This is a genomic window from Nocardiopsis rhodophaea (assembly GCF_039530945.1).
Lineage (GTDB): Bacteria > Actinomycetota > Actinomycetes > Streptosporangiales > Streptosporangiaceae > Nocardiopsis_C > Nocardiopsis_C rhodophaea.
Genome location: NZ_BAAAPC010000021.1, coordinates 25456 through 51543, shown reverse-complemented (window position 1 = coordinate 51543; position 26088 = coordinate 25456). Strand labels below are relative to the sequence as shown.

Here is a 26088-nt window from a genome sequence, read left to right as displayed (position 1 = left end):
GGGGCCTCCCGGCCCTCCTGTTCCGCGCCCATCAGACGGGCGGGTTGCCGTGCTTGCGGGCGGGCAGCGGTGCGTGCTTGGTGCGCAGCATCTCCAGGGCGTCGATGAGGGTCGCCCTGGTCAGCGCTGGGTCGATAACGTCGTCAACCAGACCGCGCTCGGCGGCGTAATAGGGGTGCATGAGCTCCTCGCGGTACTCCTTGATCCGCTGTTCCCGCGCCGTCTCGGGGTCGGGGGCGGCGGCGATCTCGCGGCGGAAGACGACGTTGGCCGCGCCGTCGGCGCCCATCACCGCGATCTCGTTGGTCGGCCAGGCGAACGACAGGTCGGACCCGATCGAGCGGGAGTCCATCACGATGTAGGCGCCGCCGTAGGCCTTGCGGACGATGAGCTGGATCCGCGGCACGGTGGCCGCGCAGTAGGCGTGCAGCAGCTTGGCGCCATGCCGGATGATGCCGCCGTGCTCCTGGTCCTTGCCGGGCATGAACCCGGGGACGTCGACCAGCGTCAGCAGGGGGATATTGAAGGCGTCGCAGACCTGGACGAAGCGCGCCCCCTTCTCCGAGGAGTGGATGTCGAGCACACCGGCCAGGGAGGCCGGCTGGTTGGCGACGATGCCCACCACGTGCCCGTCCATCCGGGCGAAGCCGCAGATGATGTTGGTGGCCCAGGACGCGTGCACCTCGAACAGGTCGCCGTCGTCGACGATCTCCTCGATCACCGCGCGCATGTCGTAGGAGCGGTTGGGGTCGGCCGGGACCAGGTCGAGCAGGGTGTCATTGCGCCGGTCGGCGGGATCGTCGCAGTGCACGGCGGGCGGAAGCTCGCGGTTGTTCTGCGGCAGCAGCGACAGCAGGTAGCGGACTTCCTCGATGCACTCCTTCTCGTCGTCGTAGATGAAGCCGCTCGCGCCCGAGACCGAGGCGTGCACCCGGGCGCCGCCGAGGTCCTCGTGGCTGATCTCCTCACCGGTCACCGACTGGACGACGTCGGGGCCGGTGATGTACATCTGCGCGGTGCCCTCGACCATGAACACAAAGTCGGTGAGTGACGGCGAGTAGGTGGCGCCGCCGGCGCACGGCCCGAGCATGACGCTGATCTGCGGGATGACGCCGGAGGCCTGGACATTGCGGCGGAAGATGCCGCCGTAGCCGGCCAGAGCGGTGACGCCCTCCTGGATCCGCGCCCCGGCGCCGTCGCTCAGGGCGACGAGGGGTGCCCCCGCCGACTCGGCCAGGTCCATGAGCTTGTGGATCTTCTCCGCGTGCGCCTCGCCCAGGGAGCCGCCGAAAATTCGGAAGTCGTGGGCATAGACGAAGACCTTGCGGCCGTGGACCAGTCCCCAGCCCGTCACGACACCGTCGGTGTAGGGGCGGCGGGCCTCCAGACCGAAGCCGGAGGCACGGTGGCGGCGGAACCGTTCGATCTCGCGGAAGGTGCCCTCGTCGAAGAGGAGATCGATCCGCTCGCGCACGGTCAGCTTGCCCTTGGCCCACTGTGCCTCGGTGGCCCGCAGTCCGGGGCCCTGGCGGGCAGCGTCGGCGAACTCGCTCAGTTCGGCCACACGCGCCCGCAGGTCAGGGGGTGACGCCGCGCTGTCCGTGGTCCCCGTTCCCCCGATGTCGTCAGCTTCTGTCAGGGTCATCCGCATCCTTCCGTTCGGTCAGGCGATTTCCACGCGACCCGGCCCGGCCGCGGCCGGCGCCTGCCCCCGCGCACCCGTACTCCGGGCCCCGTCCTGGGGGCGGACCGGGCCCGGACATACGTTCGGATAATCAAGCCAACATTCATTAAATCGAGAACTGGTCGAATGTCGCTACAGTTCTCATCCCCTAAGCTCGATGCACTTCCCCCTACTCGCGGCGCCGAGGCGACGACCTCGTGGATCATGCTCTCCCGAAAACGCGCCACTACTCCGCGTGCGTGGTTTCGGCGCGCAGCAATCCCGTCCGCAGCGCCGACTTATGGCCCGCGTCGGATGGCGCGAGCGGAGATGGGCGCTCATAGCGGAAGGCCGCCGGGCACCCATCGAACCGCTCCGGGGTCTGCGCGCCGATGAGGCCGTTGAGGGTGTCCAGTTTTCGTGTCACGACTTAACCATCGGGCACCCCCTTCGCCCTGTCCGCTACCTCCTCAGACACCGGACTCCATCATCTAGCGACGACACGCGAGGAATTCACGATTCTTCCTGGTGCACGGGGACGGTCACCCCCGTGTAGGCGTCGGCCTGTAGGGAGAACAACTGCCGATAGTGCCCGTTGGGGAGGGCCATGAGCTGCCAGTGCGTTCCCTCTTCGACCACCCGGCCGTGGTCGAGGACGTAAATGCGGTCGGCCATCCGCACCGAGGCGAGCCGGTGGGTGATGAGCAGGACGGTGCGCTCGGCCGCCGCGGAGTGCAGGGTGTCGAAGAGCCGATGCTCGGCGCGCGCGTCCAGGGCGGCGGTCGGTTCGTCGGCCACCACCAGGTCGGCATCCCGGTACAGGCCCCGGGCCGCGGCGATGCGCTGCTTCTGCCCGCCGGAGAGGTCGGCACCGTCGACGAACCGCTTGTCCAACAGCGTGTCCAGGCCGTGGGGAAGTTCGGCGACGACCTCGTCGGCGCCGCTCAGCTTCAACGCCCGTTGCAGCCGGGTGTCGTCGGACGATTCCTCCATGGTGATGTTGCGCCGCGCCGACAGCGGCCACTGTGTGTAGTCCTGGCTGATCAAACCGACGCGTGCGCGGTACTCCTCCGGAACGACGGTCGCCAGGTCGACCCCGTTCCACAGCACCGCGCCGCTCTGAGGCGTGTAGAGGCCGGACAGCAGCCGCGCCAGCGTGCTCTTGCCTGAACCGTTCTCCCCCACCAACGCGACCACCTCGCCCCGGCGGATCTCGATGTCCACGCCGCGCAGGGCCGGCTCGTCCGCCCCCGGGTAGGCGAACACGAGACCACGTGTGGACAGCACCTCCAGCGGCCCGGGTAGGGCGCGGCTGGCGGGCTCGGGGAAGCGGGTGCGCGCCTGTTCGCAGAACTCCAGGAAGTCGTAGAAGAACAGCCCGGACTCGTAACAGGCGTTGACGCTGGACAGCAGCTGGCTGAGTGAGGTCTGGCCCTGCCGGATGGCCAGGACCGCGGTTCCGGCGACCGACAACGGCGTAGCGCCGGTCACCAGCAGGCCGCCCAGAGCGGTGTAGGTGAGGCCCGTGGCCGCGCCGGAGACGGCGTCGCCGGTGGAGCGCACCAGGGCCTGGCGGCGGGCCACTCCGAGCAGGGCGTCGCGCACGTGGTCGGCGGTGGCCTTGTACTGGTCCAGGAGGAACGGGCGCATGTTGTAAGCGCGCAGTTCCGCGGCCGAGGAGCGGTCGGCGAGCAGGTCACCGATGATGACCTCGCGGCGCCGGGTGGTCGTCATCTCGCGCAGCTTGGCGTAGCGGATACGCGCCGCGCGCACCGCCGCCCAGCCGTCGGGCAGCACCGTCAGTATCAGCAGCGGGAGCAGGACGATGTGCAGAACGGACAGCACCCCGGCGACCGCGACCAGGCCGATCAGCGCCGTCAGGACGTCGACGGTGTGGATGACCATCCGCGCGACCTCGCGCGTGCCGCGGTCACGCGCGCGGTACATCGTGTCGGCGAAGTCCGAGTCGTCGAACGCCTCCAGCCGGATGCGGGAGGTCAGCCGGAAGAGTTCCAGCTCGACCGCGCGCTCGACCTGGGGCGCCAGCCGCGCCTGTGCCCACCCTCCGCCGGCGGCCAGCGCCCCGCGCGTCACCGCGGCCCCGGCCACCAGCAGCAGGGACGGCAGGGCCGCCCGCACCCGATCCGGGGTCGGCCCCGCGCTGAACAGCGACTCCAGCACCCCGGCCACCGCGATCAGCCCGAACGCGGTGAACACCCCGGCCGCCACGTTCAACCCCAGCGTCGCCGCGGTGTCGCGGGAGCTGGCCCGCCACGACCACCGCAGCGCCGTCACCACCAAGGCGGGCAGCCGTGCCGCGATCTGCCAGATCGAGGTGGATTCCAGTTCCTGGGCCCAGGGGCTGTAGCGGCTGGCCTTCACCTCCGGCAACGGTTCAGCGAAAGGCCGCGGTGCGGCGGCCGGACGGCGTCGGCGCCAGGGTCGCATCAAGCGCTCATCACCTCACAGGACTGACAGGGAGTTATGCGCCCCAGCTTGCGGGAGGATCCCATGACCGCGCCGTGGTTTCCCGAAATTTCGGGCACAGGGCCACGACCGCAATGCCGGTCGAATGCCGCCAGCACACGCGGCGTCCACCGAGTGGTCCCCAGGCGGCGCCGGGAAAGCGGATGACCCGGGCACGGGCAGCGGAGGGGGTTGACCGTCTCGCGCTCCCCGCCCGACGCGCTTTCGGCCACCGGAGAGTGTTCGATTTCGCCTGGAAGGATGGGGCGTCGCACACCTGGTCCCGGATGTCCTCGACGCGTGTGTCGCCTGGGAGGCCGTCGCGGTGACGGCGCGCCGCGACCGGCCGCCCGCCTTCCACCACCATCGCGACCGGGAACCGTTGGCAATCTGCCCGGGGAGTACGGCTAGGGCAGGGGATCGTCCTCAGGGGGGTCGTGGGTGGCATAGACCCAGGTCGACAGGGCCATCAGGCCAGCGACCGGCAGCCAGGCCGCGACGGTGGGCCAGAACGGGTCGTGCCCGTCGTCGGCCAGCGCCATCGCGCAGAAGACCCCGGCGAACGGCAGGGCCTCACTCAGCCCCAGCGTGGCCACCATCGCCCTGGTCGGCTCCCGGCGCCGCAGCAGCCGCCACAGGCACACGGCGGCCGCCATCAGCCCCGAGGGGGCGATGATGAGCGCGAAGGTCAGGGTCCGGTTGCGCATGTCGACCGGGAAATGCTCGGTGCGCTGGGACACGCCCTCGGTCGCGATCTCGGTCAGACGGCCCCGCCACACGGTGCCGGTGACCTTCTGGCCCCACTCCAGGCGCCTCAGCACTGGGCCGGGCTCGGAGGAGCGCGCCCTCCACCAGGAGCCGTCCTCGGCGGTGAGCGTCACACCCCCGGTTTCCCTCCTACCGCGGCCGACGACGATATCGGAGGCGGTGAACTCCTGGCGCCACAGGCAGTCGGCCGCCTCCTGGGGCGGGGAAGGGCAGGGGCGGGCCTGCTGGTAGGCGCGGTAGGCCCGGTCCCCGTCGGGCACATATGCGATCAGGAAGGAGGCGGTCAAGGCCAGCACTGCGAGGCAGAAGAGCAGGGCGAGGAGGGTGCCTGCGGTGCTGCGCAGGATCCGACTGGGCATAAGGGCGTGCATGTCGCGATTGTCCCAATTCGCGGGCGCTGTGGAGCGGCCTCCCGCCATCGCCCCGCAACGACAGGCCCGCCCCGGGCGACGGCCCGCGGGCGGGCCGGGACCCGGCCGCTCGGGTGGAGCTGCCCGCCTCCCCGTGGGATGACGAGGCTGCCGCCCGTGGTGAGGACCAACCCATCAGGGCCGACGGCCGCGGCGCCGACGCGTCCCGGTACGCTCCACATTTTCCGCCTGGCAGTGGCGGCCCTGCTCCGCGCCCCGCTGTCCGCCGCCGCCAAGATCGACGATGGGATGCGCTCAGGGCCGGATCGCCGACTTCAGTCGTAACGGAAAGTGGTTCTACCGGCCGACGCGGGGGCCGGTGGCGGTTTCTAGCGTGGAAGGGACGCTGAAATCGACTGAATGGGACTAAGTACCATGTTCACCGACGAGACCACCCTGCTCGCCAACACCGACCCGTGGGGGTCTGTGGCCGTTCTGACCCTGGTCGGTCTCGTCGTGGTGGCGTACTTCGCGTTCATCATCGCGGCTTTCCTCGGCAGCCTGACGTCGCGGCTTGAGGGCGGGATGAAGCTGGTGTGGGCGATCTTCATCATCTGCGCGCCGTTCCTCGGCGCCCTGTGCTGGTTCGCGATCGGCAGGAGGAACGCGGCCAACGTGGCGCGGCGGTGATGCCGCCTCGACCCGCCGCACCCCGGACGGCTCCGTCTTTCAACCGCCGACGCTGCAGTGCCGAGGGGCGTGCCACCTTCTTCGCAGCCATATGCAGCGACCGCGATCTGGCCCACGACGTCTGTGCCGTGCTTCAACCGCGTCGGGGCCGACGCCGTGGGCGCCCTACTTCACGCGCCGCCAACGCCTGAATCGCCGGGCACGCGGTCAGCGACGACGAAGGCGGACCGCGTGGAGGGCCCGCCAGCTAGCGTCGACCGCCCGCCCCTGACACAGGGGGCGCTGCGCGCGGAGGCTACTCGCCGCTGATATCGACGACCACGAGCCCCGTCTCGTCATACGTCCCGGTCAGCAGCGCCTTATCCATCTTCTGACCGGCCGGGACCTCGAACGGGATACGTAGCTCGAACGACTGCTGGGGGTTGGGCTCCTCATAGAGGGCGTCCTCTTCATCCAACGCATAGGCGGCATCCGAGTGGTAGGCGTACCGCGACCCGTCCGCGTCCATCACCTCTGAGGTATCAATGTCCACCGTCTGCGGTGCGTCCGAGGCGTTGGTGAACTCGACGTCCAGGATGAGGAACTCCCAGTCCTCATCGGCTTTCGCGTTGCTGTACGACCCGCTCACCGCGTCCTTGCGCTCGACGCCGGTGACCTTGATATCCCAGAACCCGTCCGAGGCGCTCTTACCGATCGCCACGGCCTCGGGCAGGTCTTCCTCGGTCGGTTCGTCCGCGAATTCCTCCGCGGGGACCTCCTCGTCCAGGCCCGCCTCGATATCGGCCGCGGCGTCGTTGAGACTGGCCGCCAGGTTGGCTTGGAACGCGTACCAGCCAACAGCGAACCCGGCGCCGAAGAACACGATGGCTCCCGCCACAGCGCCGATGATGAGCCTGCCGGTCCCTGTCATGGAGGTCTCCTAAATTCGGGGGATGAGGGGCGACGGTATCTCGGGAAGGCCGCGGTTGGCCCAAGCTCGGGTGAGGTGGCCGATGTCGGTCACCAGCGCAGCAGTGCTCCCGGTGGCGCGTCACGCCGTGATCGCCAGCTAGGAGGAGAAGGGGCGAGGCGGCCCACCATTCTTCGACTTCGCGTCGCTGGACCATTCGCTCGCGCCCAGGTCGTCGGAGGAGCCCACGTCCCCCCGGGGCACGGCAGGCCATGCCCGCGATGGCGACCGGTTCGCGGTCCCGCTGTTCAGCTTCGGCAATACGCTTGCGCGCCTCGCGCAGATCGGCTGTCGCCCGCTTCAGGTAATCGAGAAGTTTCTTCTTGTTATTGACCCACGCCACCGCACTGAATCAATCAGGTAAACCACGCGCCGATGTGTCGGAGCCGCGCCGCACACGAGGGCGGGGCGACCCCACCCACGGACCGAGTTCGCCTCTCGAATTCCCTGGTTCGGTTTCGCCCCAGCACCGTCGAGAAGATTCTGCGACCGTTGCCGTCATCACTGGCCTCCGCTTATCGAGCCACGCTGGAGAATTCACGGAAATCCACATCGAGGCACCGGAATATCCACTTGCACGCTACTGAGCGCCCCCGAGGGGTAGCCGCCCCGAGCTCGTCCCTCCTCCCCCTAGCGGCGGAACACCCCCGCGCCCGCTGCCGTGTTCACCCCGAATCATCCCCGTGACCTGATTGTTACCGTTGAGTAGCAGTGAAAACTCTACGTCGTGACTCGATCACTCGAAGCACGTACCGCCAGGTGGCGGCTTTCGGTTGTGCCGCCGACGATCTTGCCCTCCCCCGCAAGCGCCAACAGCGCCCGAAAAGCCCCTAGTTTCGGACGATTCAGCGCCTCCCGGATGGGTTACGCTCAAGATGACGGTTATACGCACGGCTAAGACGTAAGTACGTATAGCGTCGAGGGAGGTTCACTCGTGCGAAAGTGCGCGCACGGCGGCGGTACCGACGGCCTACGGGCCGACGTGCGGTTCCCTAGCGGACCGAACCGGCATGGACCTCCCGAGAGCCCCGGCCGGCGGTAGGAATGACGCGGCTTGCCCCCTTGCTGACACCGCGCAGGCTCTCCACTCCACCGTTCACCCGGTTTCCCCTCTCGTCTGAACGGTGCTGTGAGGGTCGCCGCCGGTCCGGTCGGTACCGGCGACTGTCCACTCGGTGAACGCGTGTGGCCGCGCAGGTCATCGACCATCGCGGGCACGCCGTCACACACCGGAGGCGTCCGTGCGGACTCCCTGCCCCAGAGCCCGACCGGGCGCCTCCGGCCCCTGATTCACTGTCCGCGGGGGGTCTCGCGAACCGGGCCCATGCCGACCCCGATTCTGCGCAGGCCGTTGGCCAGGTCACGCCCGCTGGGCGCCGATTGCGGGTCGATGAGCCACTGCGCCATCACGCCCATCAGCAGCGCTTGGAGAAGGGCACCGACCTCGGGCGGCGGCTTCCTCTCGCCGCCGGAATCCTGGTCGGGGAACCACGAGGCCATCGCCTCACGCACCGCCTGCTGGGAAGCAGCGAGAATTCTGCGGACTTCCGGGGCCCGTTCGATCTGCGCGAGCGCCTCGAAGTTGGCGATCCACAGCGACCTGTGCTCGTCGAACAGCTCGACGACGCGGCTCCACACCGTTTCGAAGCGATCCAAGGCGCCGGCCGCCGGGGCGAGTTCGACGAGCAGAGCCCGCTCCAACTCCTCATACCACTCTGTGCACGCTTGAATAAGCGCTTCGTTAAGTAACGCCTCTTTCGAGCCGAAGTGGTAGCCGATTGACGCCAGATTCGTGTCCGAAGCCGCCACGATGTCCCGCGCCGTTGTGCGCGCGTAGCCCTTTTCGTACAGGCAGTGTTTAGCGCCCGCGAGCAAGTCCCCACGATGTCCCATTTCAACATCGTATCCCGCTGGCTAGACAAACGTCTATTTTAAGTTCAACGATTCCACCGGCAACTTTGTGACCAGTTTCCGTCCGTTACCGGTAGGAGCGCTTAGCGTGACAGATCCCTGTTGCTCGCTGGCCTTCCCCGTTCGCTACGCGCACCCCTTGGGCACCGCGATTCCGGTGACGACCACGCCGTTGTCGATCATCCAGCGGCCTTCGAACCCGCCCAGCCGGCGGCCATCGACCACCGGCCCCTCCACCAGCAGGCGCGCCGAGAAGGTCCGCCCCTCGGGGGCGATGGCGATGTCGGCCTCCTCGAAACCCAGCCACATGCGCGCCAGTGGGAACCAGGCCTTGTACACCGACTCCTTGGCACTGAAGAGCAGCCGGTCCCAGAACACGCCCGGGTCTCCGGCGGCCAGATTCTTCAGCCGTACCCGCTCCTCCGGAAGGGCGATGGCCTCCAGGACACCGTCCGGAAGAGCGTCGTGCGGTTCGGCGTCGATCCCGATCGTTTCCACGTCGGCCGCGCGGGCGACCGCGGCGGCCCGGTATCCGGCACAGTGCGTCATACTGCCCACCGCGCCCTGCGGCCACCCGGGCGCGCCACGCTCGCCGGGCAGCAGGGGCGCGGGCGGAAAGCCGAGTGCGGCCAGGGCGTCGCGGGCACAGGCGCGGACCGTGGTGAACTCCCGGCGCCGCTTGTCCACGGCCCGGGTCAGCAGCGCCTCCTCCTCCGGAAAGAGGCGGGCGTCGACCCGGTCGTCGAAGGCCTCGACCCCGACCGCCCCGGAGGGCAGCAGCTCCCCGATCACGCGGTGCCCTCCTCCACCGGCAGGATCCGGCGCAGCCCGCCGTGGCCGCCCCGCGGCTTCCACTCGCGCGGGTAGCCGATCGAGACCTCTTCGAAGCGCACGCCGTCATGGACGGTCGTGCGCGGGATGTGCAGGTGTCCGTAGACCGCCGCCTCGGCGCGGAAGCGCACGTGCCAGTCGGCGGTGCGCTCGGTGCCGCACCACTGCGCGAACTCCGGGTAGCGCAGGATGCGCGTGGGTTCGCGGACCAGCGGCCAGTGGTTCACCAGGACGGTCCGCAGCTGTGGGTCGACCTGGCTGAGGCGCTGCTCGGTCGACTCGACCCGAGCGGCAGACCACGCCGTCCGGGTCGGGTAGGGGTCGGGGTGCAGCATCACCTCGTCCGTGCACACCACACCGGCGTCGTAGGCCTTGGCGAGGCTCTCCTCGGAGTTCGAGGTCCCCGGGGCGAGGAAGCTGTAGTCGTAGAGCACGAACAGGGGCGCGACCACGACCGGGCCGCCCGCGCCCTCCCAGACCGGGTAGGGGTCCTCCGGAGTGACGACGCCGAGGGAGCGGCAGATCTCCACCAGGTGCCGATAGCGGTGCTCTCCGCGCAGCCGGACGGCGTCCTCCCGGTGCGTCCACAGCTCGTGGTTTCCGGGGACCCAGATGACCTTGGCGAACCGTTCGCTGAGGGTCGCCAGCCCCCATTCGATATCGGCGCTGAGTTCACCCACGTCGCCGGCGACGATCAGCCAGTCCTCCGATGTCCGCGGGCGGAGCTCTTCCAGGACCTTTCGATTCTCCGGGTGCGCCACGTGCAGATCGCTGACCGCGAGCAGATTTCCGGAGTGCAAACGCGCTGAATTCACCCGATCCACCCTACGGAAGGGGTGATCGCGACGTCACCCCTATCTCCCGCTGATCCGCACCGAAAAACACCCGAAACCCCTCCAAAGTCCCTCCCGTAACATGGACCTCTCTGCCACAGTGGGGAGACAGGTCCGCGTGCGCTCGCGAACCCATCGCTGCGAGGGAAGTCGTCATGGAATTTCGGATGGTGGTGGAGATCCCGCAGGGATCGCGCAACAAGTACGAGATGGACCACGAGCGGGGCCGGATCCGGCTGGACCGCACCCTGTTCACCGCGACGCAGTACCCGGCCGACTACGGCTACATCCCCGACACGCTCGCCGAGGACGGCGACCCGCTGGACGCGATGGTCCCCCTGGACAAGCCGTCGTTCCCCGGGTGCGAGGTGCTGGTGCGGCCCGTGGCGGTGTTCTGGATGCGGGACGAGGGCGGTCCGGACGCCAAGATCCTGTGCATGCCGGCCCGCGACCCGCGCCTGGAGCACGTCCGCGACCTGCGCAACATCCCCGAGTTCCAGCTCAACGAGATCACCCACTTCTTCGAGATCTACAAGCTGCTGGAGCCCGGCAAGAGCTCGGAGGTCCGCGGTTGGCAGGATCGGGCGGCGGCGGAGGCCACGGTGCTCGACGCACAGCAGCGCGCGGCGCAGACCGCCTGAGGGCGTGCGTGGGGCGGGGGCGCCGCCTCGAAACCGAACACGGCTCGGTACCGTGGGCGGCAGCACACCGTACTCTGCGGTCGGTGAACCATTGCGCGGAACGGAGCTCTCCCATGCCTTCGTCGACCCCACCCGCCACACCCGACCTCGCCCGCGCCGCGTGGGCGGAAGTCGAGCCGATCCACACGCAGATCTACTTCACTCCCGAGGCGGCGCCCGCCTTCCACGGTGTCGGCCTGGAGTCGCTCCCCAGCATGTACTTCGCGTCGCGCGCGGCTCCGCTGGGGCCCGTCGGCCCGGAGGTGGTCGCCGCCACCTTCTACAACTTCAACCCCGAGGTGGTTCGCGGCTTCATCCCCGACGCCTGGTCGGTGGCCTCGCCGCAGACGGTGCTGCGCACCCGGCTGAAGGTCGCGGACGAGGCGTTGCGCCGGATGCTCGGCGCGCAGACGGTGGAGTCGCCGGAGCTCCGGGAGGCCGCGGACCTCGCCCGTACCGCGGCGGAGGCAGCCGCGCGGCACCTGCACGGCCGTCCGCTCTTCGCCGCCCACGCCGGGCTGCCCTGGCCCGACGAGCCGCACCTGGTGCTCTGGCACGCCGCGACGCTGATCCGCGAGTTCCGCGGCGACGGCCACATCGCCCTCCTGCTCGACGCCGAACTGGACGCCGTTGAGGCGCTGGTGAGCTACGCGGCGACGGGGATCTACCGGGCGCGCAGCCTGCGCAAGGGCCGGGGGTGGAGCGAGGAGACGTGGGACGCCGCCGTGGACCGGCTGGTCGACCGCGGCGTCGTCGCCGTCGGTGGCGAGGGCGCGCTGTCCCTGACCAAGGCCGGCCAGCGCCTGCGCGACGACCTGGAAGCGCGGACCGACGCCCTGTCGCTTCCCGCCTTCGAAACGCTCGGCGCCGACGGCTGCCGCCGCCTGGTCGAGCTGGCCTCCCCCTTCGCCGCGGCCATCCGCGCGGAGGGCATCCTGCCCGGTACCAGGAAGCGCGACTGAGCGGGCCCGCGGCCGACCGGAGGCGACCAGGGCGTCGGGGCGGCCGCGGCGACCGTACCTCAGCCCTGGTCCAGGGCCTCCTCGTCCAGGGCTTCCTCGGCCGCGGCTGCGGCGGCGGCGCGGTCCTCGGGGACCAGGCCGATGCGGGTGCGGCGGTCCAGGAGATCGGAGACGTCCAGCGCGCCCTCATGGCGGACCGCGAAGCGCAGCTCGGCCCGGCTGACCCCGTTGACGACCGGGGCGAGCAGGGCGGGGTCGCCCGCGGCCTCGTCGATGACGGCCGAGGCCTCCGTCCCGTAGCGGGCGATCAGGCGGCGCGACACCGGAATCCCGTCCAACGTGTTGCGGTCCGCGGCGCCGACCAGCGGAAGCTCCCTCGTTGTGCATGTTCCGGCCGCCAGAGCCGCGGTCCGCACGGCAGTGTCCACGGCCTCCTCGGCCATGTGCCGGTAGGTGGTGAGTTTGCCGCCGACGACGCTGATGACACCGTTATCGGAGGTCAGCACGGCGTGCTTGCGGGAGAGGTCGGCGCTGGAGTGGTCGCCGGTGTCGAGGAGGGGGCGCAGCCCGGCGTAGGCACCGATCACGTCGGAGCGCGAAAGCGGGGACGCGGCGACGCTGTTGACGACGTCGAGCAGGAACGCGATGTCGGATTCCGGCGGCTCGGGCACGTCGGGGAGGGGTCCCTCCACCGGCTCGTCGGTGAGTCCGACGAACGCCCGGCCGTCGCCTTGCGGGAGGACGAGGACGAACCGGTTGAAGCTGCCCGGCACCGGGATGGTGATGGCGGTTCGCGGGTGGCCCAGCGCTTCCTCGGGCACCACCAGGTGCGTGCCCCTGCTGGGGCGCATCCGGAGGCCGGGGACCACCTCGCCCGCATACACACCCGTCGCGTTGATCACCGCGCGTGCGCGCAGGTGCAGCCGCTCGCCGGTGAGGGTGTCGCGGAGAACCGCCCCGTCGCCCGCGGCCTCGTCGGCCGCGCAGCGGGTGATCACGCGGGCGCCGAGGCCGGCCGCCGTGCGGGCTAGGGCCACGACCAGTCGGGCGTCGTCGGTGAGCTGGCCGTCGAAGGAGAGGATGCCGCCGCGCAGCCCGGTCCCGCGTACGCCGGGCAGCAGCCGGGCCGTCTGGACGCGGCTGAGCCGCCGGGAGCGGGGCAGGGTGCGCTTGTCCGTCCCGGCCGCCACCCGCAGCAGGTCACCCATCCCCACCCCGGCACGGGTCACGGCGGCGTGGGCGGTGTCCAGGCCCTTATGCAGCGGCACCACCATGGGCATGGTCCGGACCAGGTGCGGGGCGGTCGCGCGCATCAGCACGTCGCGCTCGCGCGCGCTCTCGTAGGCGACACCGAACTGGGCCTTGGCGAGGTAGCGCAGCCCGCCGTGGACGAGCTTGGAGCTCCACCGGCTGGTGCCGAACGCGAGGTCGTGCCGGTCGACGAGGGCGACGCTGAGCCCGCGGGCGGCGGCGTCCAGTGCGGCCCCGGCACCGGTCACCCCGGCGCCGATAACCAGTACGTCCACGTTCGGAGCAGCGGCGAGCTCGTTGAGCTCGCGGGCACGCCGGGCCGCGTTGAGCGACGTCGATCGGATCATCGGTACAGCACCTCACCCTTCCTCATTGGCTGGTGGGTCGCCCCGGGGGGTCACTCGCGGGGCGGAGCGGAGGCGGTCGACGTCGCTGTCGCCGCGCCTTCTTCGGCAGTGGTGGTGGACATTGGCGCCAAGTAGCTGTTCAGCATCACGCGCACCTCGTTGACCAGCTGCTCCTCGGTCATCACGTCGGAGGTGAGACGGCGCGAGGTCGCCGTGTTCTGCACCGTCAGCAGGACTATGCGGGCCATGGCGTCGGGGTCGCCGCGGCGGATCGAGCCGTCGCGCTGGCCCGCCTCGACCTCCGGGCGCAGCAGTTCGAGCGCCGCCGACTGACCGGTGCCGAGGCGCTGGAAGGTGTAGGTGGCGAGGAGTTCCGGCTCGTTGTCGACGATCCGGGTGAACAGGGGGTGCGTCAGGAGGGCGCGAAGCACGCCCGCCGCCTGGATGACGACGTTGTCGCGGGCGGAGAGTTCGGCGCGGCCGACCTTGTGGGCGAGCAGTATCGCGCGCAGTTCCCGCGTGAGGAGGTCGGCGACGAGCGAGGTGACGTCGGGCCAGCGGCGATAGACGGTGGGGCGGCTCACGCCGGCTCGGCGGGCGACGTCGGTGAGCGTCGTACGGCGGATCCCGAACGCCTCCACGCAGGCGCGGGTCGCGTCGAGGACCTCATCCTGAACGTTACGTCTTGACGTCATGTGTAAAATTGTACTTCATGAGTACGAACCGCGCCGCAGAGATGTCCTGGTTCGCGTGGGGCGACCCCAAGCAGGCCGCACCGCTGTCTGAGCCCCTCCGGGACCTCATCGCGCAGACACTCGGGGCCGAACTGCGGGACCTGCCGCCCGTTGACGAGGCGGACGTGCGCCTGCCCTCCTCGGCCCTGGACGCCAGCGCGCGTGCCGCGTTGGAGGCCGCGGTGGGCGCGGAACACGTGCGGACCGACGCCCCGGCGCGGCTTCGGCACAGCGGCGGCAAGAGCACACCCGACCTGCTGCGCCGCCGCGCGGGTGACGCCGACCCCGCGCCCGACGCGGTGGTGCTGCCCGCCGACCACGACGAGGTCGTGGCCGTGTTGCGGGCCTGCGCCGAGCACCGCGTCGCCGTGGTCCCCTTCGGCGGCGGGACCAGCGTCGTCGGCGGGGTCGACGCGCTCCGCGGCGGCTTCGCGTCCGTGGTCTCACTCGACCTGCGCCGGCTGGACCAGCTGGTGTCCGTCGACGACGAGTCGATGACCGCGACGCTCCGGGCGGGCCTGCGCACACCCGCGGCCGAGGAGCTGCTGTCCGCGCACGGCTACACGCTCGGCCACCTGCCGCAGAGCTTCGAGTACGCCACGATCGGCGGGTACGCGGCGACGCGCTCCAGCGGCCAGGCGTCGGCGGGGTACGGGCGGTTCGACGACATGGTGATGGCGCTGAAGGCGGCCACGCCCCGCGGCACCCTGGACCTGGGCCGCGCCCCGGCGTCGGCCGCCGGGCCGGACCTTCGCCAGCTGCTGGTCGGCTCTGAGGGCACGTTCGGCGTGATCACGGAGGTGACGCTCCGGGTGCGCCCCCTCCCCGACGTCCAACACGACGAGGCGTGGTCCTTCCCCGACTACGCGACGGGCGCCGCCGCCCTCCAGCGACTCGCGCAGTCCACCCTCCGCCCCACCACCGCACGGCTGTCGGACGAGACCGAGACCTTCGTCAACGCCGCTCTGTCCGGCAAGGAGGCGGCCACCGGCTGCCTGGCGGTCGTGGGCTTCGACGGCACCGACGCCGGCGAGGTCGAGGCCCGCCGGGCGACGGTGACCCGGGTCCTCACCGACTGCGGTGGCACCCCGCTGGGCACAGAGCCGGTCGCCGACTGGCGGCACTCCCGCTTCCACGGCCCCTACCTGCGCGACACACTGCTGTCCGCGGGCGTCCTCAGCGAGACCCTGGAGACCGCCACCACCTGGTCGGGTGTGCTCCCGCTCTACAAGGCGGTCAACGCGGCCCTGAAGGAGGCGCTGGAGGGCCCCGAGGGCGGCGTGGTGACCATGTGCCACATCTCCCACACCTACCCGGCCGGGGCGTCCCTGTACTTCACCGTGGTGACGGCCGCTGGCGCCGACCCGCTGTCGCGCTGGGCCCGCGCCAAGCGGGCGGCCAGCAACGCGATCGCCGAGCACGGCGCGACGATCAGCCACCACCACGCGGTCGGCGCCGACCACCGCCCGTGGATGACGTCCGAGATCGGCCCGCTCGGCGCCGACATCCTCCGCGCGGTCAAGTCGGCTCTCGACCCGGTGGGCATCCTGAACCCCGGCAAGCTCATCCCGGACGCGGCAGGCGAGACCGGCGAAGACCCCAGGACCTGACGGGCTCCCCCACCATCACCTCACACCACCCGGCCGCTGCCGCCTCCGCCCTTCTCCTCTCCCCCTCTCCCGGCGGTGGCGGCCGGGGCCGTCTGTCTGCCGGGGCGTGTGCGGGGGCAGATGGTCGCGGGTCTGCCTGAGCGGCATCGGGACCGACGGCCCGGACGGCGGGGGCGACCGGGCCGTTCCGCCTACGCTTGCCTACCGTGCGCATCGAATACGCGAGTGAACAGGGCCAGGGTGCGGCCAATGAGGACCGGGTCGCCGCGGGGATGGACTGGGCGTTCGTCCTCGACGGGGCGACGGCGGCCCCGGGGGTCGACAGCGGGTGCCGGCACGGCGTCGGCTGGCTGGTCGACCGGCTGGCCTCGGCGCTCGCGGCGGAGTTGGGCGCCGAGCGCCGCGCTCCCCTGACCGACGTGCTCGCGGCGGCGATCGAGCGCACGCGGGCCGCCCACGGGGGCGACTGCGATCTGGAGAACCCCGACAGCCCGTCGAGCACCGTCGCCCTCGTGCGCCGTGGTGAGGCCGACACGCGCTCCGGTGGTTTCAGCCCGACGGACGTTCGCCTCGAATACCTGGTCCTCGCCGATTCCGCGGTGATCTTCGAGACCGAGGACGGTGGGGTGGCCGCCGTGTCCGACGACCGCCTCGACCATCTTCCCGGCGGGCGCCCCTACACGCGCGAACTGGTCCGCGCGTCGCGCAACGCGCGGGGTGGGTTCTGGGTGGCCGGGGCCCGGGTGGAGGCCGCCTCCGAGGCCGTCACCGGCACCGTCGCCACTGCCGGCGGCCGCTTCGCGCTGATGACCGACGGCTGCACCCGACTGGTGGAGTACTACGGCCACTCCTGGGAGCAGGTCTGGCTGTGCCTTCGCAAGGAGGGTCCCCACGCCCTTATCTCGTGGGTGCGGAACGAGGAGCGCCGCCACGGTGTGCCGCGCGGGAAGCGCCATGATGACGCCACGGCCCTGGTGGGCGGTTTCGGTGCCCCACGAGCGCGCCCCGGGTGACGGGCGTCATGCTACTGGCGGGTAGGATCGCTCTCGCCGCGTACCCCCTGACAAGGAGGCGACATGGCCGAGACGCCCGAGTGGGCCCGTGATCCCCAGAGCCAGGTACTGCGGGAGGAGCGGGACGGCGTCCTGCTGCTCACTCTGAATCGGCCTGCCAAGCTCAACGCCTGGAACCCCGTGATGGAGCAGCGGCTCTTCGACCTGATGGCGGAGGCCGACGACGACTCCGCCGTGCGCGTCATCGTGGTCACCGGGGCGGGGCGCGGGTTCTGCGCGGGGGCCGACATGGAGGCGCTGGCCTCCGTCGACACGGAGACCTTCAGGCACGGAGCGCGCCCACTGTCGTTTCCCACCGCACTGCGCAAGCCGGTGATCGCCGCCATCAACGGGCCGGTAGCCGGTGTCGGCCTGGTGGTGGCGCTCTTCGCCGATCTTCGTTTCGCCGCCGATGACGCCAAGTTCACCACGGCGTTCAGCCAACGGGGCCTGATCGCCGAGTACGGCATCGCCTGGCAGCTCCCCCAGCTCGTCGGGACGAGCCGCGCCCTGGACCTGCTGCTCTCGTCGCGCGTGGTGCGCGGCGCCGAGGCCGAGCGGATGGGGATGGTGGACCGGGCGCTGCCGAGCGATCAGGTGCTGGACGCCGCCCTGGAGTATGCCCGCGTTCTCGCCGCCACCTGCTCGCCCGCTTCGATGGCGTCGATCAAGGGGCAGGTCTACCGAGCGCTGGAGAGTAGTCTCGACGCGGCGACGGCTGAGGCCGACGCGCTTATGCCCCCGGTCTTCGACACCCCCGACTTCGCGGAGGGAGTCGCGAGCTACCAGGAGAAGCGCCCGCCAGAGTTCCGCGGCCTGCCGCCGCGCGGCTGACCACCCGACCCCATTCGTTGGCCGTGGGGATAATCGACCGAATACCGACGTCGATTATTCGGTCGATTATCCCCACGGCCAAGGACGACGTGCGCGACGGCCGGAGGCGGGGAGCGGCGGAGCGGGTGCCGACTCTTCCCACCCCTCGATAACCGCCCGTATATCACCCCCGTACAGCGCCCCTCCACTTGTTAAGGGGCCGTCAAGGTCGCCCCCTGCGCCCATAAGAGGTGCGTCAAGACCGCGAGACACGCCCGGTATGCCCGGTTCAATCGCTTCTGGCCCTACCAGTGGAGGCCCGAGGCGAAGAGCTTCCGCGGGAGATCAGCGAGCGCAGGGGCGAGGCCGCCGATGGGGTGAGCCTCAGCGGGGACGAGGCCCCTTCGTCACCGCGGGCGGCTGGGGAGGTGGACCCGCACATCCCGCCAACGTGCGCGGGGGCGCAGACACCGCGCGGCGCCGAGAACCGGGGAATGTCTGTGGAGGAGGCCGAAGAACGCGTCGCCGAGTACCGAGTACACCGTCGGCCGCGCCCTCGGCTTCATCGGCGCGCCGGGCGCGAAGGTGATCGGGATCAACATCAAGGTCAACACGGCCCTTGGAGGAGGCGAGCGGATGGCTTCCCGGGCAAGCCAGGCGCGTGAGCGCGGAGATGGACGCATGTCGGGGCATCCCCGCGCGCGCTCGGGCCCATGGCACCCATCGGACGCTGCGTCGGGGGAGCATCCATTTCCCCCGCGCCGTTCCGGCCTTTTGCGCAGAAAAGTCGGAAGATCGGACCAAAAGCCGCACAATGGAGATGTGCCACGTGGAAAACTGCGCATCTACCTGGGAGCCGCGCCCGGGGTCGGCAAGACCTATGCCGCCCTGAGCGAGGCCCGGCGGCGTGCCGGACGCGGCACCGACATCGTGGTCGGGTTCATCGAGGCGCACGGGCGGCAGAAGACCGCCGACCTGCTCGACGGCCTGGAGGTGCTGCCCCGGCGCACGATCAGCCACCGCGGGTCCACGTTCGATGAGCTCGATATCGACGCGCTTCTGGCCCGCGCCCCGAAGGTCGCGGTCGTCGACGAGCTGGCCCACACCAATGTCCCCGGCACGCGCAACCCCAAGCGCTGGCAGGACATCGACGAGCTGCTCGACGCCGGGATCGACGTCATCTCCACGGTGAATATCCAGCACCTGGAGTCGCTCAACGACGTCGTCGAGCAGATCACGGGTGTGCGGCAGCGCGAGACCATCCCCGACGAGATCGCCCGACGTGCCGACCAGATCGAGCTGTGCGACATGTCGCCGCACTCACTGCGCCGCCGCATGTCGCACGGCAACATCTACCCGGCGGAGAAGGTCGACGCCGCGCTGTCCAACTACTTCCGCGAGGGCAACCTCACCGCGCTGCGCGAACTGGCACTGCTGTGGGTCGCCGACCGGGTCGACGAGGGCCTCGCCCGCTACCGGGGCGAACACAAGATCCGGCAGACGTGGGAGGCGCGCGAGCGCGTCGTGGTCGCCCTGACCGGCGGGCCCGAGGGCGAGACGCTGATCCGCCGCGCCGCCCGGGTCGCCGCGCGCTCGCGCGGCGGGCAGCCGCAGCCGAGCCACCTGATGGCGGTCCACGTGGTGGGCAGCGACGGCCTCACCCAGATCCGGCCCGAGGCGCTGGCCTACCAGAAGCAGTTGCTCGCCCAGCTCGGGGGCACCTACCACCAGGTCATCGGGGACGACATCCCCACGGCGCTGCTGGAGTTCGCCCACGGGGTCAACGCCACCCAGATCGTGCTCGGCTCATCCCGCCGACGCAACTGGCAGTACATCTTCGGCCCCGGTGTGGGTGCGACGGTCGCGCGGGAGTCCGGCGACATCGACGTGCACATCGTGACTCACGAGGAGGTGGGGCGCGGCCGGGGACTGCTGCCGCCGCTGGCCGGGAGCCTGGGACGGCTCCGCCGGTTCTGGGGGTGGGTGGCCGGCGTGCTGGGCCCGGTGGTGCTCGCCGGGCTGCTGCACCTGCCGTTCCTCTCCGGGGTCGGTCTGCCCACCGAGATCCTGCTCTTCCTGTGCCTGACCGTGATCGCGGCGATGATCGGCGGCCTGTGGCCCGCGCTCGCCGCGGCGCTGTGGGGCAGCTTCCTCCTCAACGTCCTGTTCACGCCGCCGCTGTACCGGCTGACGATCACCGAGCCCGACAACATCATCGCGCTGATCATCTTCGTGGTGGTGGGGGCGCTCGTCGCGATCGTCGTCGACCTGGCCAAACGCCGCTCCTTCCAGGCCGCGCGCGCCCGGGCGGAGGCGAGCACGCTGAGCCTGCTCGCCGGGAGTGTCCTGGGTGGCCAGGAACCGCTGCCCGCGCTGCTGCAGCGGATCCGTGAAACCTTCGGGCAGCAGTCCGTGGCCCTGCTGGAGCAGTTGGACAGCAGCAGATGGCGGTGCGTGGAATCGGTGGGCGACACACCCTGCACGTCGCCCGACGACGCCGACGCGCTGGTGTCGGTCAGCGACTCTCTCGCACTGGCGCTGCGCGGGCACATGCTGCCCGCCGCCGACCGGAGGGTCCTGGGCGCCTTCGCCACCCACATCGGGATCGCGCTGGAACGCCAGCAGCTGGTCGGAGACGCGGCCGAGGCCCGGCGGCAGGCCGCCGGGAACAAGATCCGCACCGCGCTGCTCGCCGCCGTCTCCCACGACCTGCGGACGCCTCTGACCTCGATCAAGGCCAGCGTCTCCAGCCTGCGCTCGACCGATATCGAGCTGGACGAGGAGGACCGGTCGGAGCTGCTGGAGACCATCGAGGACTCCACCGACCGACTCAACGGCCTGGTCGGAAACCTGCTGGACATGAGCCGCCTGCAGACCGACACCGTGCGCCCCAAGATCCGCGCGGTCGGCCTGGAGGAGGTGGTCCCGGCGGCCCTGATCGGCCTGCCGTCCAACAGCGTGCGGGTGGACGTGCCCGACCACCTGCCGCGCGTGCGCGTCGACTCCGGTCTGCTGGAGCGGGCCGTGGCCAACGTCGTGCAGAACGCGGTGCGGTACAACCCCGCCGGGAAGGATCCCGTGCGGGTCGCCGCCAGCGCCCTGGGCGACAAGGTCGAGCTGCGGGTCGCCGACCACGGGCCAGGGGTCCCCGACGACTCCAAGGACCGGATCTTCGAGGCGTTCCAGCGCCTCGGCGACGCGCCCCGGGGCACGGGGGTCGGCCTCGGCCTCGCCGTGGCCAAGGGGTTCACCGAGGCCATGGACGGCACCCTGGTCGCCGAGGACACCCCCGGCGGCGGACTCACCATGGTCTTGACCTTCGCCAGCGCCGCGGCGGAGCCGGGGGGTAGCACCGCGGAGACGGGGGACGCTGCCTCCGGAGGACCGCCCGCGAATTCGAGGACGCCGTCCGGCACCGACACGAACAGAGTCACGGAAACCGAGGATGTGTGATGCGAATACTCGTCGTCGATGACGACGCGCAGATCATCCGGGCCATGCGGATCAACCTGCGGGCACGGGGCTATGAGGTGGAGACGGCCGGTGACGGGGCGTCGGCCCTGCGCATCGCGGCCAAGCAGCCGCCGGACGTCGTCCTGCTCGACCTGGGCCTGCCCGATATGGAGGGCGGGGACGTCATCGAGGGGCTGCGCGGGTGGACCTCGGTTCCGATCATCGTCCTCTCGGCGCGGCACTCGGCCAGTGAGAAGGTGCGTTCGCTCGACCAGGGCGCCGACGACTACGTCACCAAGCCGTTCGGGATGGACGAGCTCCTCGCCCGTATCCGCGCGGCCCAGCGCCGGTCGGTCCACGTCGAGGAGGCGCCGGTGGTCACCACTCCGGCGTTCACCGTGGACCTCGGCGCCAAGCGGGTGACGCGCGATGGCCGCGAGGTGCGGCTCACCCCCACCGAGTGGCACATCCTGGAGATCCTCGCCCGCAACGCGGGACGGCTGGTGAGCCAGCGCCAGCTCCTCCACGACGTGTGGGGGCCCGCTTACCAGAGCGAGACCAACTACCTGCGCGTCTACTTGGCCCAGCTCCGCCGCAAACTGGAGAAGGACCCCGCCCATCCTGAGCACCTCATCACCGAGGCGGGCATGGGGTACCGGTTCGAGAAGGACGGCTGACCGGCGCTGTCGTCCTCGGGGCCCGGGGGAGGGGTCCACCCGGCGGCCGTGTGCCTTCGCGTTCCCCCGATGGCCGGGGTGCTGGCGAGCGGACACGCCCGCCGGACGACCATTGCCAGGCGGGGCCGTCGGCAGCGCCGGGTGACGCGACGCGGGCGTCCCCTTACCTCTGCTCCCTCAGGAACTCCCGGCGGACTTTGTAGAGGTGGTCGGGGCTGTCGGTGAAGACACCGTCCACGCCCGTGCGCAGGACCGCGAGGTAGTAGCTGCGGTAGTCGCCGTAGGCCGTCGGGTTGTCGCCCTTCCGGTATCCGGCGGGGAGGAACGCGTTTTCGCTGCGCAGGGTCCAGGGCGTGACCAGCAGGTCGCGGTCGTGGGCGTCGGCGACCAGGGAGGTGGGCTCCCCGGCCCGGCCGTCGTCGCCGATCGGCAGCACCCAGCGCATGGTCGGGCCGATGGCGTCGGCGTAGGTGGCGATGTCGTCGAGCCCCTCCGGCGTGGTCAGGTGCCGCTGGTGGCCGCCGATGAGCTGGACGACCGGGATGTCCACCCGGTCGTTCAACTCGCGGGCGCTGTCCGGCTCGAAGGACTGGACGACGACCGGGGCGTCCTCGTCGCTGAGGCCACGCTCGTCGAGGACCTCGGCGAACATGCGCTCGGCGTCGATACCGATGGAGTCGAAGTACGCGCCGTGCTTGATCTCGGGGATGACCATGAGGTCGCGGCCGGTCGTCGCGGCGACGGCGTCGCGCAGGTCGAGAACCTCCTCGAAGGTGGGGATGTCGTACTTGCCGTCGTGGCGGGCGCTGCGCGGGCGGATGTCCGGGAGGCGTTCGACGGCGCGCAGGGTCTTGATCTCGGCGAGCGTGAAGTCCTCGGAGAACCATCCGGTGACCTGCTGACCGTCGATGGTCTTGGTGGTGCGGCGGTCGGCGAACTCCGGGTGGTCGGCGACGTCGGTGGTGTCGCTGAGCTCGTTCTCGTGCCGGGAGATCAGGTGGCCGTCGGAGGTGGGCACGAGGTCGGGTTCGATGACATCGGCGCGCATCCGCACAGCGAGGAGGTAGGAGGCCAGGGTGTGCTCGGGCCGGTAGGCGGAGGCGCCGCGGTGCGCGATGATCCAGGGAACCTCGACGATGGAATCCACCGGTCTCTCCTGCCGCGTCGCGTCGTGGGTTCCGGGTTCGGCGGCCGCGGGGGCGGCACCCGCCAGCAGGCCGAGAACGATCAGGGGTGTGGTCAGGGCGATCCGGCGCGAAGCCGACGCGTTGTGCCGCATGGGTCTCCTTGGGTCTCCGTTGTCGTCTCCGACGGTGCCCCGGGGGGCACGGCGCGCCCCCCGGGTGAACGGCAATGGCGTCGCAGTCTGGCGATCGACCGCGTCATGTCGATTCACCGGGTCTGAACGAAAACCCACGCGCCGTGGAAATGTCCACGCGGCGTCCGCTTGTGGACGGGTGCCGTGACACAGGTGCGGCACCCGTGATAAGCGACGGCCCGCCGTCCACGCGGGGGCGGCGAACCGCAGGCCGGGGGCGGACCGGCGCTGCTGGGGCCTTTTGGCACGTCAGCAGGCGCACAGGTCCATAAGCATCCGGAACTCGTCGGTGTCGGCGCGGCCCCGGTTGGCCAGGGCGACCGCGAAGATGGGGGCGCACGCCCTGCACCAGTCGAGAAGGCGGTCGGAGGGCACGCCGATGGCCGGAGCGAGGACGGCGATCCTGCGATCGACCTCCTCCAGGCTGGTGGACTTCCACAGGGGCCAGTCGATGGCGTCAGCGGCGGCGTCGCCGACGCAGGCGCGGGGGTCGACGGCGACGAGTCCGCGTTCGGCTCCACCGTCGAGGACGTTGCCGGGGTGCAGATCCCCGTGGAGCGGGACGACGTCGTCCTCGCCGTGGGCCAGGGCCCGCGCGCGGGCGTGACCGTGGTGGACCTGTGCGGCGGACACGACGTCGGCGGCGGCTCCCTCCTGGCGATACCGCTCCCACATGTCGAAGACGAAGTTGATCCGGCCGATGAGCGGGTGCAGCTCGCCCAGTTCGTCGCAGGAGACATCGGCCGAGTGCAGGTCGCTGATGAGCTTGCCGATGGTCTCCATGGACGGCACCACGCCGTTGAGAGCCACGGTGCGGCCCGTACCGATCGCCTCCAGCAGGACGGCGCCGCGCCCGGAGTCGACCTCCCAGACCGCCGGAACCCGGCCCGTGTGCTCCCAGAGCCGGAGGATGCGCGCCTCGGAGGAACCGAGCCGAGGGTCGGGAGAGATCTTCAATATGGCGGCACTGCCGTCGATGCGACGGCAGTGCACGACGACCGAGGTTCTGCCGTGCGGTGCTGGGCCCAGCACCGTCAGCTTCCATTCCGCCGCGAGGTCGTCCACCAGGTCGGGGAGGCCGGACAGCCAATCATCGGCCCTGCTACCGAATCTGCGCACCAGCCGCTCTCGCTGTTTGGCGTCGACTAGTTGCGCTGTGACGTCACTCATGCGTCCACCTTACGAATCGGCCCCGCCTGTGCCCCGGGAATCATGTTGCCTCTCTGCTACCACCGGGAAAACCCCGCACCCAGCCCTCACCGGCGGGGGGACATCACAGGGATCCCTACCCCGGTGGCCGTGGGTCATATACCCACCGGGGGCATTACCATGGCGACATGATCGCAACGGGGGACGACGATTCCGCGGGTTCGGGGTGGGCACGCCTCCTGTTGCTGACGCTCATCGTGCTGGGTGTGGGGGCCATGCACACGCTCGGCCACGTCCAGCTGGAGCGTTCCTCCTCCGCCCCGCAGGCGCCGTTTCTGTCCGCCGCGGCGTCCGGTCCGCTCTCCCCGGCCACCCCCGCCTCTGGCGACACCGCCGGGCGCGCCGACAGCAGTAGGCGCGCGGAGGTTAGCACGGTAACAGCGGGACCCCAGGTCACGACCGTCAACGGAGTCGACCACGACACCTCGCCGCGGTTGGATCCCACTGGCGTATGCGTGGGGGTCGAGGTACTCGTCCTCACGTTGGCGTGGGTCGCCATCGGCGCCTTCACCCGATGGCCCGGCCTGCACCCTCCCGCGAGGCCGTGGCCGTCGCGGACCATCGCGCAGGTCGACCCGCCCGCCGCTCCCCCATCGCTCGCGGCGCTCCAGGTGCTGCGGATCTAGATGCCCCAGGGGTGGGGGGCTTTTCCACGGCTCGCCACCCGGTATCGGACCGCCCACCTGGAGGACGACGCGATGGCTCGAATTCGCCATCGGCGTCAGCGTTGACGAGAGGACACACAATTGACCACGCCCAAGCGCGCTCTGCTCCTGCTTCCCCTGGCCCTGGCCGGGAGCGTGATCCTGGCAGCCTGCGGCGGTACCGGCGGCGATGATGACGCCGCTCCCGCCACCGCCACGGCCGCCGTCGACTACAACGACACCGACGCCCAGTTCGCGCGGATGATGATCCCGCACCACGAGCAGGCCGTGGAGATGTCGGAGCTGGCCGAGAAAAACCGGGCCGGGACCCAGGTCCGGGATCTCGCGGACAAGATCTCCGCCGCCCAGGGGCCGGAGATCGAAAAGCTCAAGGGCATGCTGAAGACCTGGGGAGAGAAGCCGCTGTCCGACGGCGAGGTGGCCGACGCCATGGACGGCATGATGACCCCGGACCAGATGGCCGATGTGAAGAAGGCCACGGGAGACGAGTTCGACAACCTGTACCTGGAGCTGATGGTCGAGCACCACGAGGGCGCGGTCGAAATGGCCCGCAAGGAGATCGACGACGGCGTCAACCCTGAGGCGATGCAGATGGCGGAGGACATCGTGGACGCCCAGGAGTCCGAGATCGCCTCGATGAAGGACATGCTCGGCGCCTCCGGCGCCAGCGGCGGCACGGCCGCCGGGGACCGCTGAGGACCACTGAGGCCCGCTGGGGGCGGCGACCGCTGACTCCCGTGGGGAAAAGGGGCACCGGCCACGCCGGTGCCCCTCCCTGCTTCTCCGCGCGTCACCCGACACCTCGGAATACCCGCGGCGATCGGGGTGTCCCGTTGACATATAGATACCCCCTAGG

22 protein-coding genes and 1 pseudogene are annotated in these 26088 nt (G+C 70.6%); 10 read left to right on the top strand and 13 right to left on the bottom strand.

Annotation, left to right across the window (positions count from 1 at the left end):
* Positions 1 to 31: 31 nt before the first annotated feature.
* From ABD259_RS21065 to ABD259_RS21050, 4 genes are all read right to left on the bottom strand, one after another.
* The gene (locus tag ABD259_RS21065) at positions 32 to 1645 is read right to left on the bottom strand and encodes an acyl-CoA carboxylase subunit beta (RefSeq protein WP_344105334.1); all 1614 of its coding nucleotides are present in this window, start codon (positions 1643 to 1645) and stop codon (positions 32 to 34) included.
* 265 nt (positions 1646 to 1910) lie between these two features.
* On the bottom strand, positions 1911 to 2090 hold the full coding sequence (locus tag ABD259_RS21060) for a hypothetical protein (protein WP_344105336.1): 180 nt from the start codon (positions 2088 to 2090) through the stop codon (positions 1911 to 1913).
* Positions 2091 to 2176: 86 nt separating this feature from the next.
* Positions 2177 to 4045, bottom strand: coding sequence for an ABC transporter ATP-binding protein (locus ABD259_RS21055; RefSeq protein WP_344164842.1), 1869 nt, complete (start codon positions 4043 to 4045; stop codon positions 2177 to 2179).
* A 491-nt stretch (positions 4046 to 4536) separates the two neighbouring features.
* On the bottom strand, positions 4537 to 5268 hold the full coding sequence (locus ABD259_RS21050) for a hypothetical protein (protein ID WP_344164782.1): 732 nt from the start codon (positions 5266 to 5268) through the stop codon (positions 4537 to 4539).
* Positions 5269 to 5667: 399 nt separating this feature from the next.
* Here ABD259_RS21050 and ABD259_RS21045 point away from each other — a divergent pair, with 399 nt between their 5' ends.
* Positions 5668 to 5937 (top strand): PLD nuclease N-terminal domain-containing protein, encoded by a 270-nt coding sequence (locus ABD259_RS21045; protein ID WP_344164779.1) that lies wholly within the window; start codon positions 5668 to 5670, stop codon positions 5935 to 5937.
* A 295-nt stretch (positions 5938 to 6232) separates the two neighbouring features.
* Here ABD259_RS21045 and ABD259_RS21040 read toward each other — a convergent pair whose 3' ends face one another.
* From ABD259_RS21040 to ABD259_RS21025, 5 genes and pseudogenes are all read right to left on the bottom strand, one after another.
* Positions 6233 to 6847, bottom strand: a complete 615-nt coding sequence (locus tag ABD259_RS21040) for a DUF4352 domain-containing protein (RefSeq protein ID WP_344105342.1) — start codon at positions 6845 to 6847, stop codon at positions 6233 to 6235.
* 295 nt (positions 6848 to 7142) lie between these two features.
* A pseudogene (locus ABD259_RS25940) lies at positions 7143 to 7229 on the bottom strand (polyketide synthase docking domain-containing protein); the annotation flags it as partial.
* Between the two features lie 947 nt (positions 7230 to 8176).
* On the bottom strand, positions 8177 to 8761 hold the full coding sequence (locus tag ABD259_RS21035) for a TetR/AcrR family transcriptional regulator (RefSeq protein WP_344164776.1): 585 nt from the start codon (positions 8759 to 8761) through the stop codon (positions 8177 to 8179).
* 162 nt (positions 8762 to 8923) lie between these two features.
* Positions 8924 to 9589 carry a 4'-phosphopantetheinyl transferase family protein gene (locus ABD259_RS21030; protein ID WP_344105348.1) on the bottom strand — a complete coding sequence of 222 codons (666 nt, stop codon included), beginning with the start codon at positions 9587 to 9589 and terminating at the stop codon, positions 8924 to 8926.
* Positions 9586 to 10443 carry a metallophosphoesterase family protein gene (locus tag ABD259_RS21025; RefSeq protein WP_344105350.1) on the bottom strand — a complete coding sequence of 286 codons (858 nt, stop codon included), beginning with the start codon at positions 10441 to 10443 and terminating at the stop codon, positions 9586 to 9588. Before ABD259_RS21025 ends, ABD259_RS21030 begins: the two co-directional genes overlap by 4 nt.
* Before the next feature lie 173 nt (positions 10444 to 10616).
* Between ABD259_RS21025 and ABD259_RS21020 the strand changes: the two genes are divergently transcribed.
* Both ABD259_RS21020 and ABD259_RS21015 read left to right on the top strand, forming a co-directional pair.
* On the top strand, positions 10617 to 11102 hold the full coding sequence (locus ABD259_RS21020) for an inorganic diphosphatase (RefSeq protein ID WP_344105352.1): 486 nt from the start codon (positions 10617 to 10619) through the stop codon (positions 11100 to 11102).
* A 113-nt stretch (positions 11103 to 11215) separates the two neighbouring features.
* Positions 11216 to 12103: an SCO6745 family protein gene (locus ABD259_RS21015; protein WP_344105354.1), complete on the top strand. Its 888-nt coding sequence runs from the start codon at positions 11216 to 11218 to the stop codon at positions 12101 to 12103.
* Between the two features lie 59 nt (positions 12104 to 12162).
* Here ABD259_RS21015 and ABD259_RS21010 read toward each other — a convergent pair whose 3' ends face one another.
* Both ABD259_RS21010 and ABD259_RS21005 read right to left on the bottom strand, forming a co-directional pair.
* A complete protein-coding gene (locus tag ABD259_RS21010; RefSeq protein ID WP_344105356.1) occupies positions 12163 to 13701 on the bottom strand; it encodes a glycerol-3-phosphate dehydrogenase/oxidase in 1539 nt (512 codons plus the stop codon).
* Positions 13702 to 13751: 50 nt separating this feature from the next.
* Positions 13752 to 14396: a TetR/AcrR family transcriptional regulator gene (locus ABD259_RS21005; protein WP_344105358.1), complete on the bottom strand. Its 645-nt coding sequence runs from the start codon at positions 14394 to 14396 to the stop codon at positions 13752 to 13754.
* Between the two features lie 17 nt (positions 14397 to 14413).
* Here ABD259_RS21005 and ABD259_RS21000 point away from each other — a divergent pair, with 17 nt between their 5' ends.
* The 5 genes from ABD259_RS21000 to ABD259_RS20980 all read left to right on the top strand — a co-directional run bounded on the left by ABD259_RS21000 (position 14414) and on the right by ABD259_RS20980 (position 22040).
* Positions 14414 to 16045: an FAD-binding oxidoreductase gene (locus tag ABD259_RS21000; protein ID WP_344105360.1), complete on the top strand. Its 1632-nt coding sequence runs from the start codon at positions 14414 to 14416 to the stop codon at positions 16043 to 16045.
* Positions 16046 to 16251: 206 nt separating this feature from the next.
* On the top strand, positions 16252 to 17058 hold the full coding sequence (locus ABD259_RS20995; RefSeq protein WP_344105362.1) for a protein phosphatase 2C domain-containing protein: 807 nt from the start codon (positions 16252 to 16254) through the stop codon (positions 17056 to 17058).
* Between the two features lie 63 nt (positions 17059 to 17121).
* The gene (locus ABD259_RS20990) at positions 17122 to 17931 is read left to right on the top strand and encodes an enoyl-CoA hydratase-related protein (protein ID WP_344105364.1); all 810 of its coding nucleotides are present in this window, start codon (positions 17122 to 17124) and stop codon (positions 17929 to 17931) included.
* A gap of 801 nt (positions 17932 to 18732) precedes the next feature.
* Positions 18733 to 21363: a DUF4118 domain-containing protein gene (locus ABD259_RS20985; protein ID WP_344164773.1), complete on the top strand. Its 2631-nt coding sequence runs from the start codon at positions 18733 to 18735 to the stop codon at positions 21361 to 21363.
* Positions 21363 to 22040, top strand: a complete 678-nt coding sequence (locus ABD259_RS20980) for a response regulator (protein ID WP_344105368.1) — start codon at positions 21363 to 21365, stop codon at positions 22038 to 22040. Before ABD259_RS20985 ends, ABD259_RS20980 begins: the two co-directional genes overlap by 1 nt.
* A gap of 163 nt (positions 22041 to 22203) precedes the next feature.
* Here ABD259_RS20980 and ABD259_RS20975 read toward each other — a convergent pair whose 3' ends face one another.
* Both ABD259_RS20975 and ABD259_RS20970 read right to left on the bottom strand, forming a co-directional pair.
* Positions 22204 to 23319 (bottom strand): glycerophosphodiester phosphodiesterase family protein, encoded by a 1116-nt coding sequence (locus ABD259_RS20975; RefSeq protein ID WP_344164770.1) that lies wholly within the window; start codon positions 23317 to 23319, stop codon positions 22204 to 22206.
* 288 nt (positions 23320 to 23607) lie between these two features.
* Entirely contained in the window at positions 23608 to 24528 is a 921-nt protein-coding gene (locus ABD259_RS20970) for an aminoglycoside phosphotransferase family protein (protein ID WP_344105372.1), read from the bottom strand.
* 167 nt (positions 24529 to 24695) lie between these two features.
* Here ABD259_RS20970 and ABD259_RS20965 point away from each other — a divergent pair, with 167 nt between their 5' ends.
* Positions 24696 to 25193 carry a hypothetical protein gene (locus tag ABD259_RS20965; protein ID WP_344105374.1) on the top strand — a complete coding sequence of 166 codons (498 nt, stop codon included), beginning with the start codon at positions 24696 to 24698 and terminating at the stop codon, positions 25191 to 25193.
* 120 nt (positions 25194 to 25313) lie between these two features.
* Positions 25314 to 25928: a DUF305 domain-containing protein gene (locus ABD259_RS20960; RefSeq protein ID WP_344105376.1), complete on the top strand. Its 615-nt coding sequence runs from the start codon at positions 25314 to 25316 to the stop codon at positions 25926 to 25928.
* The last annotated feature ends 160 nt before the right edge of the window (positions 25929 to 26088 follow it).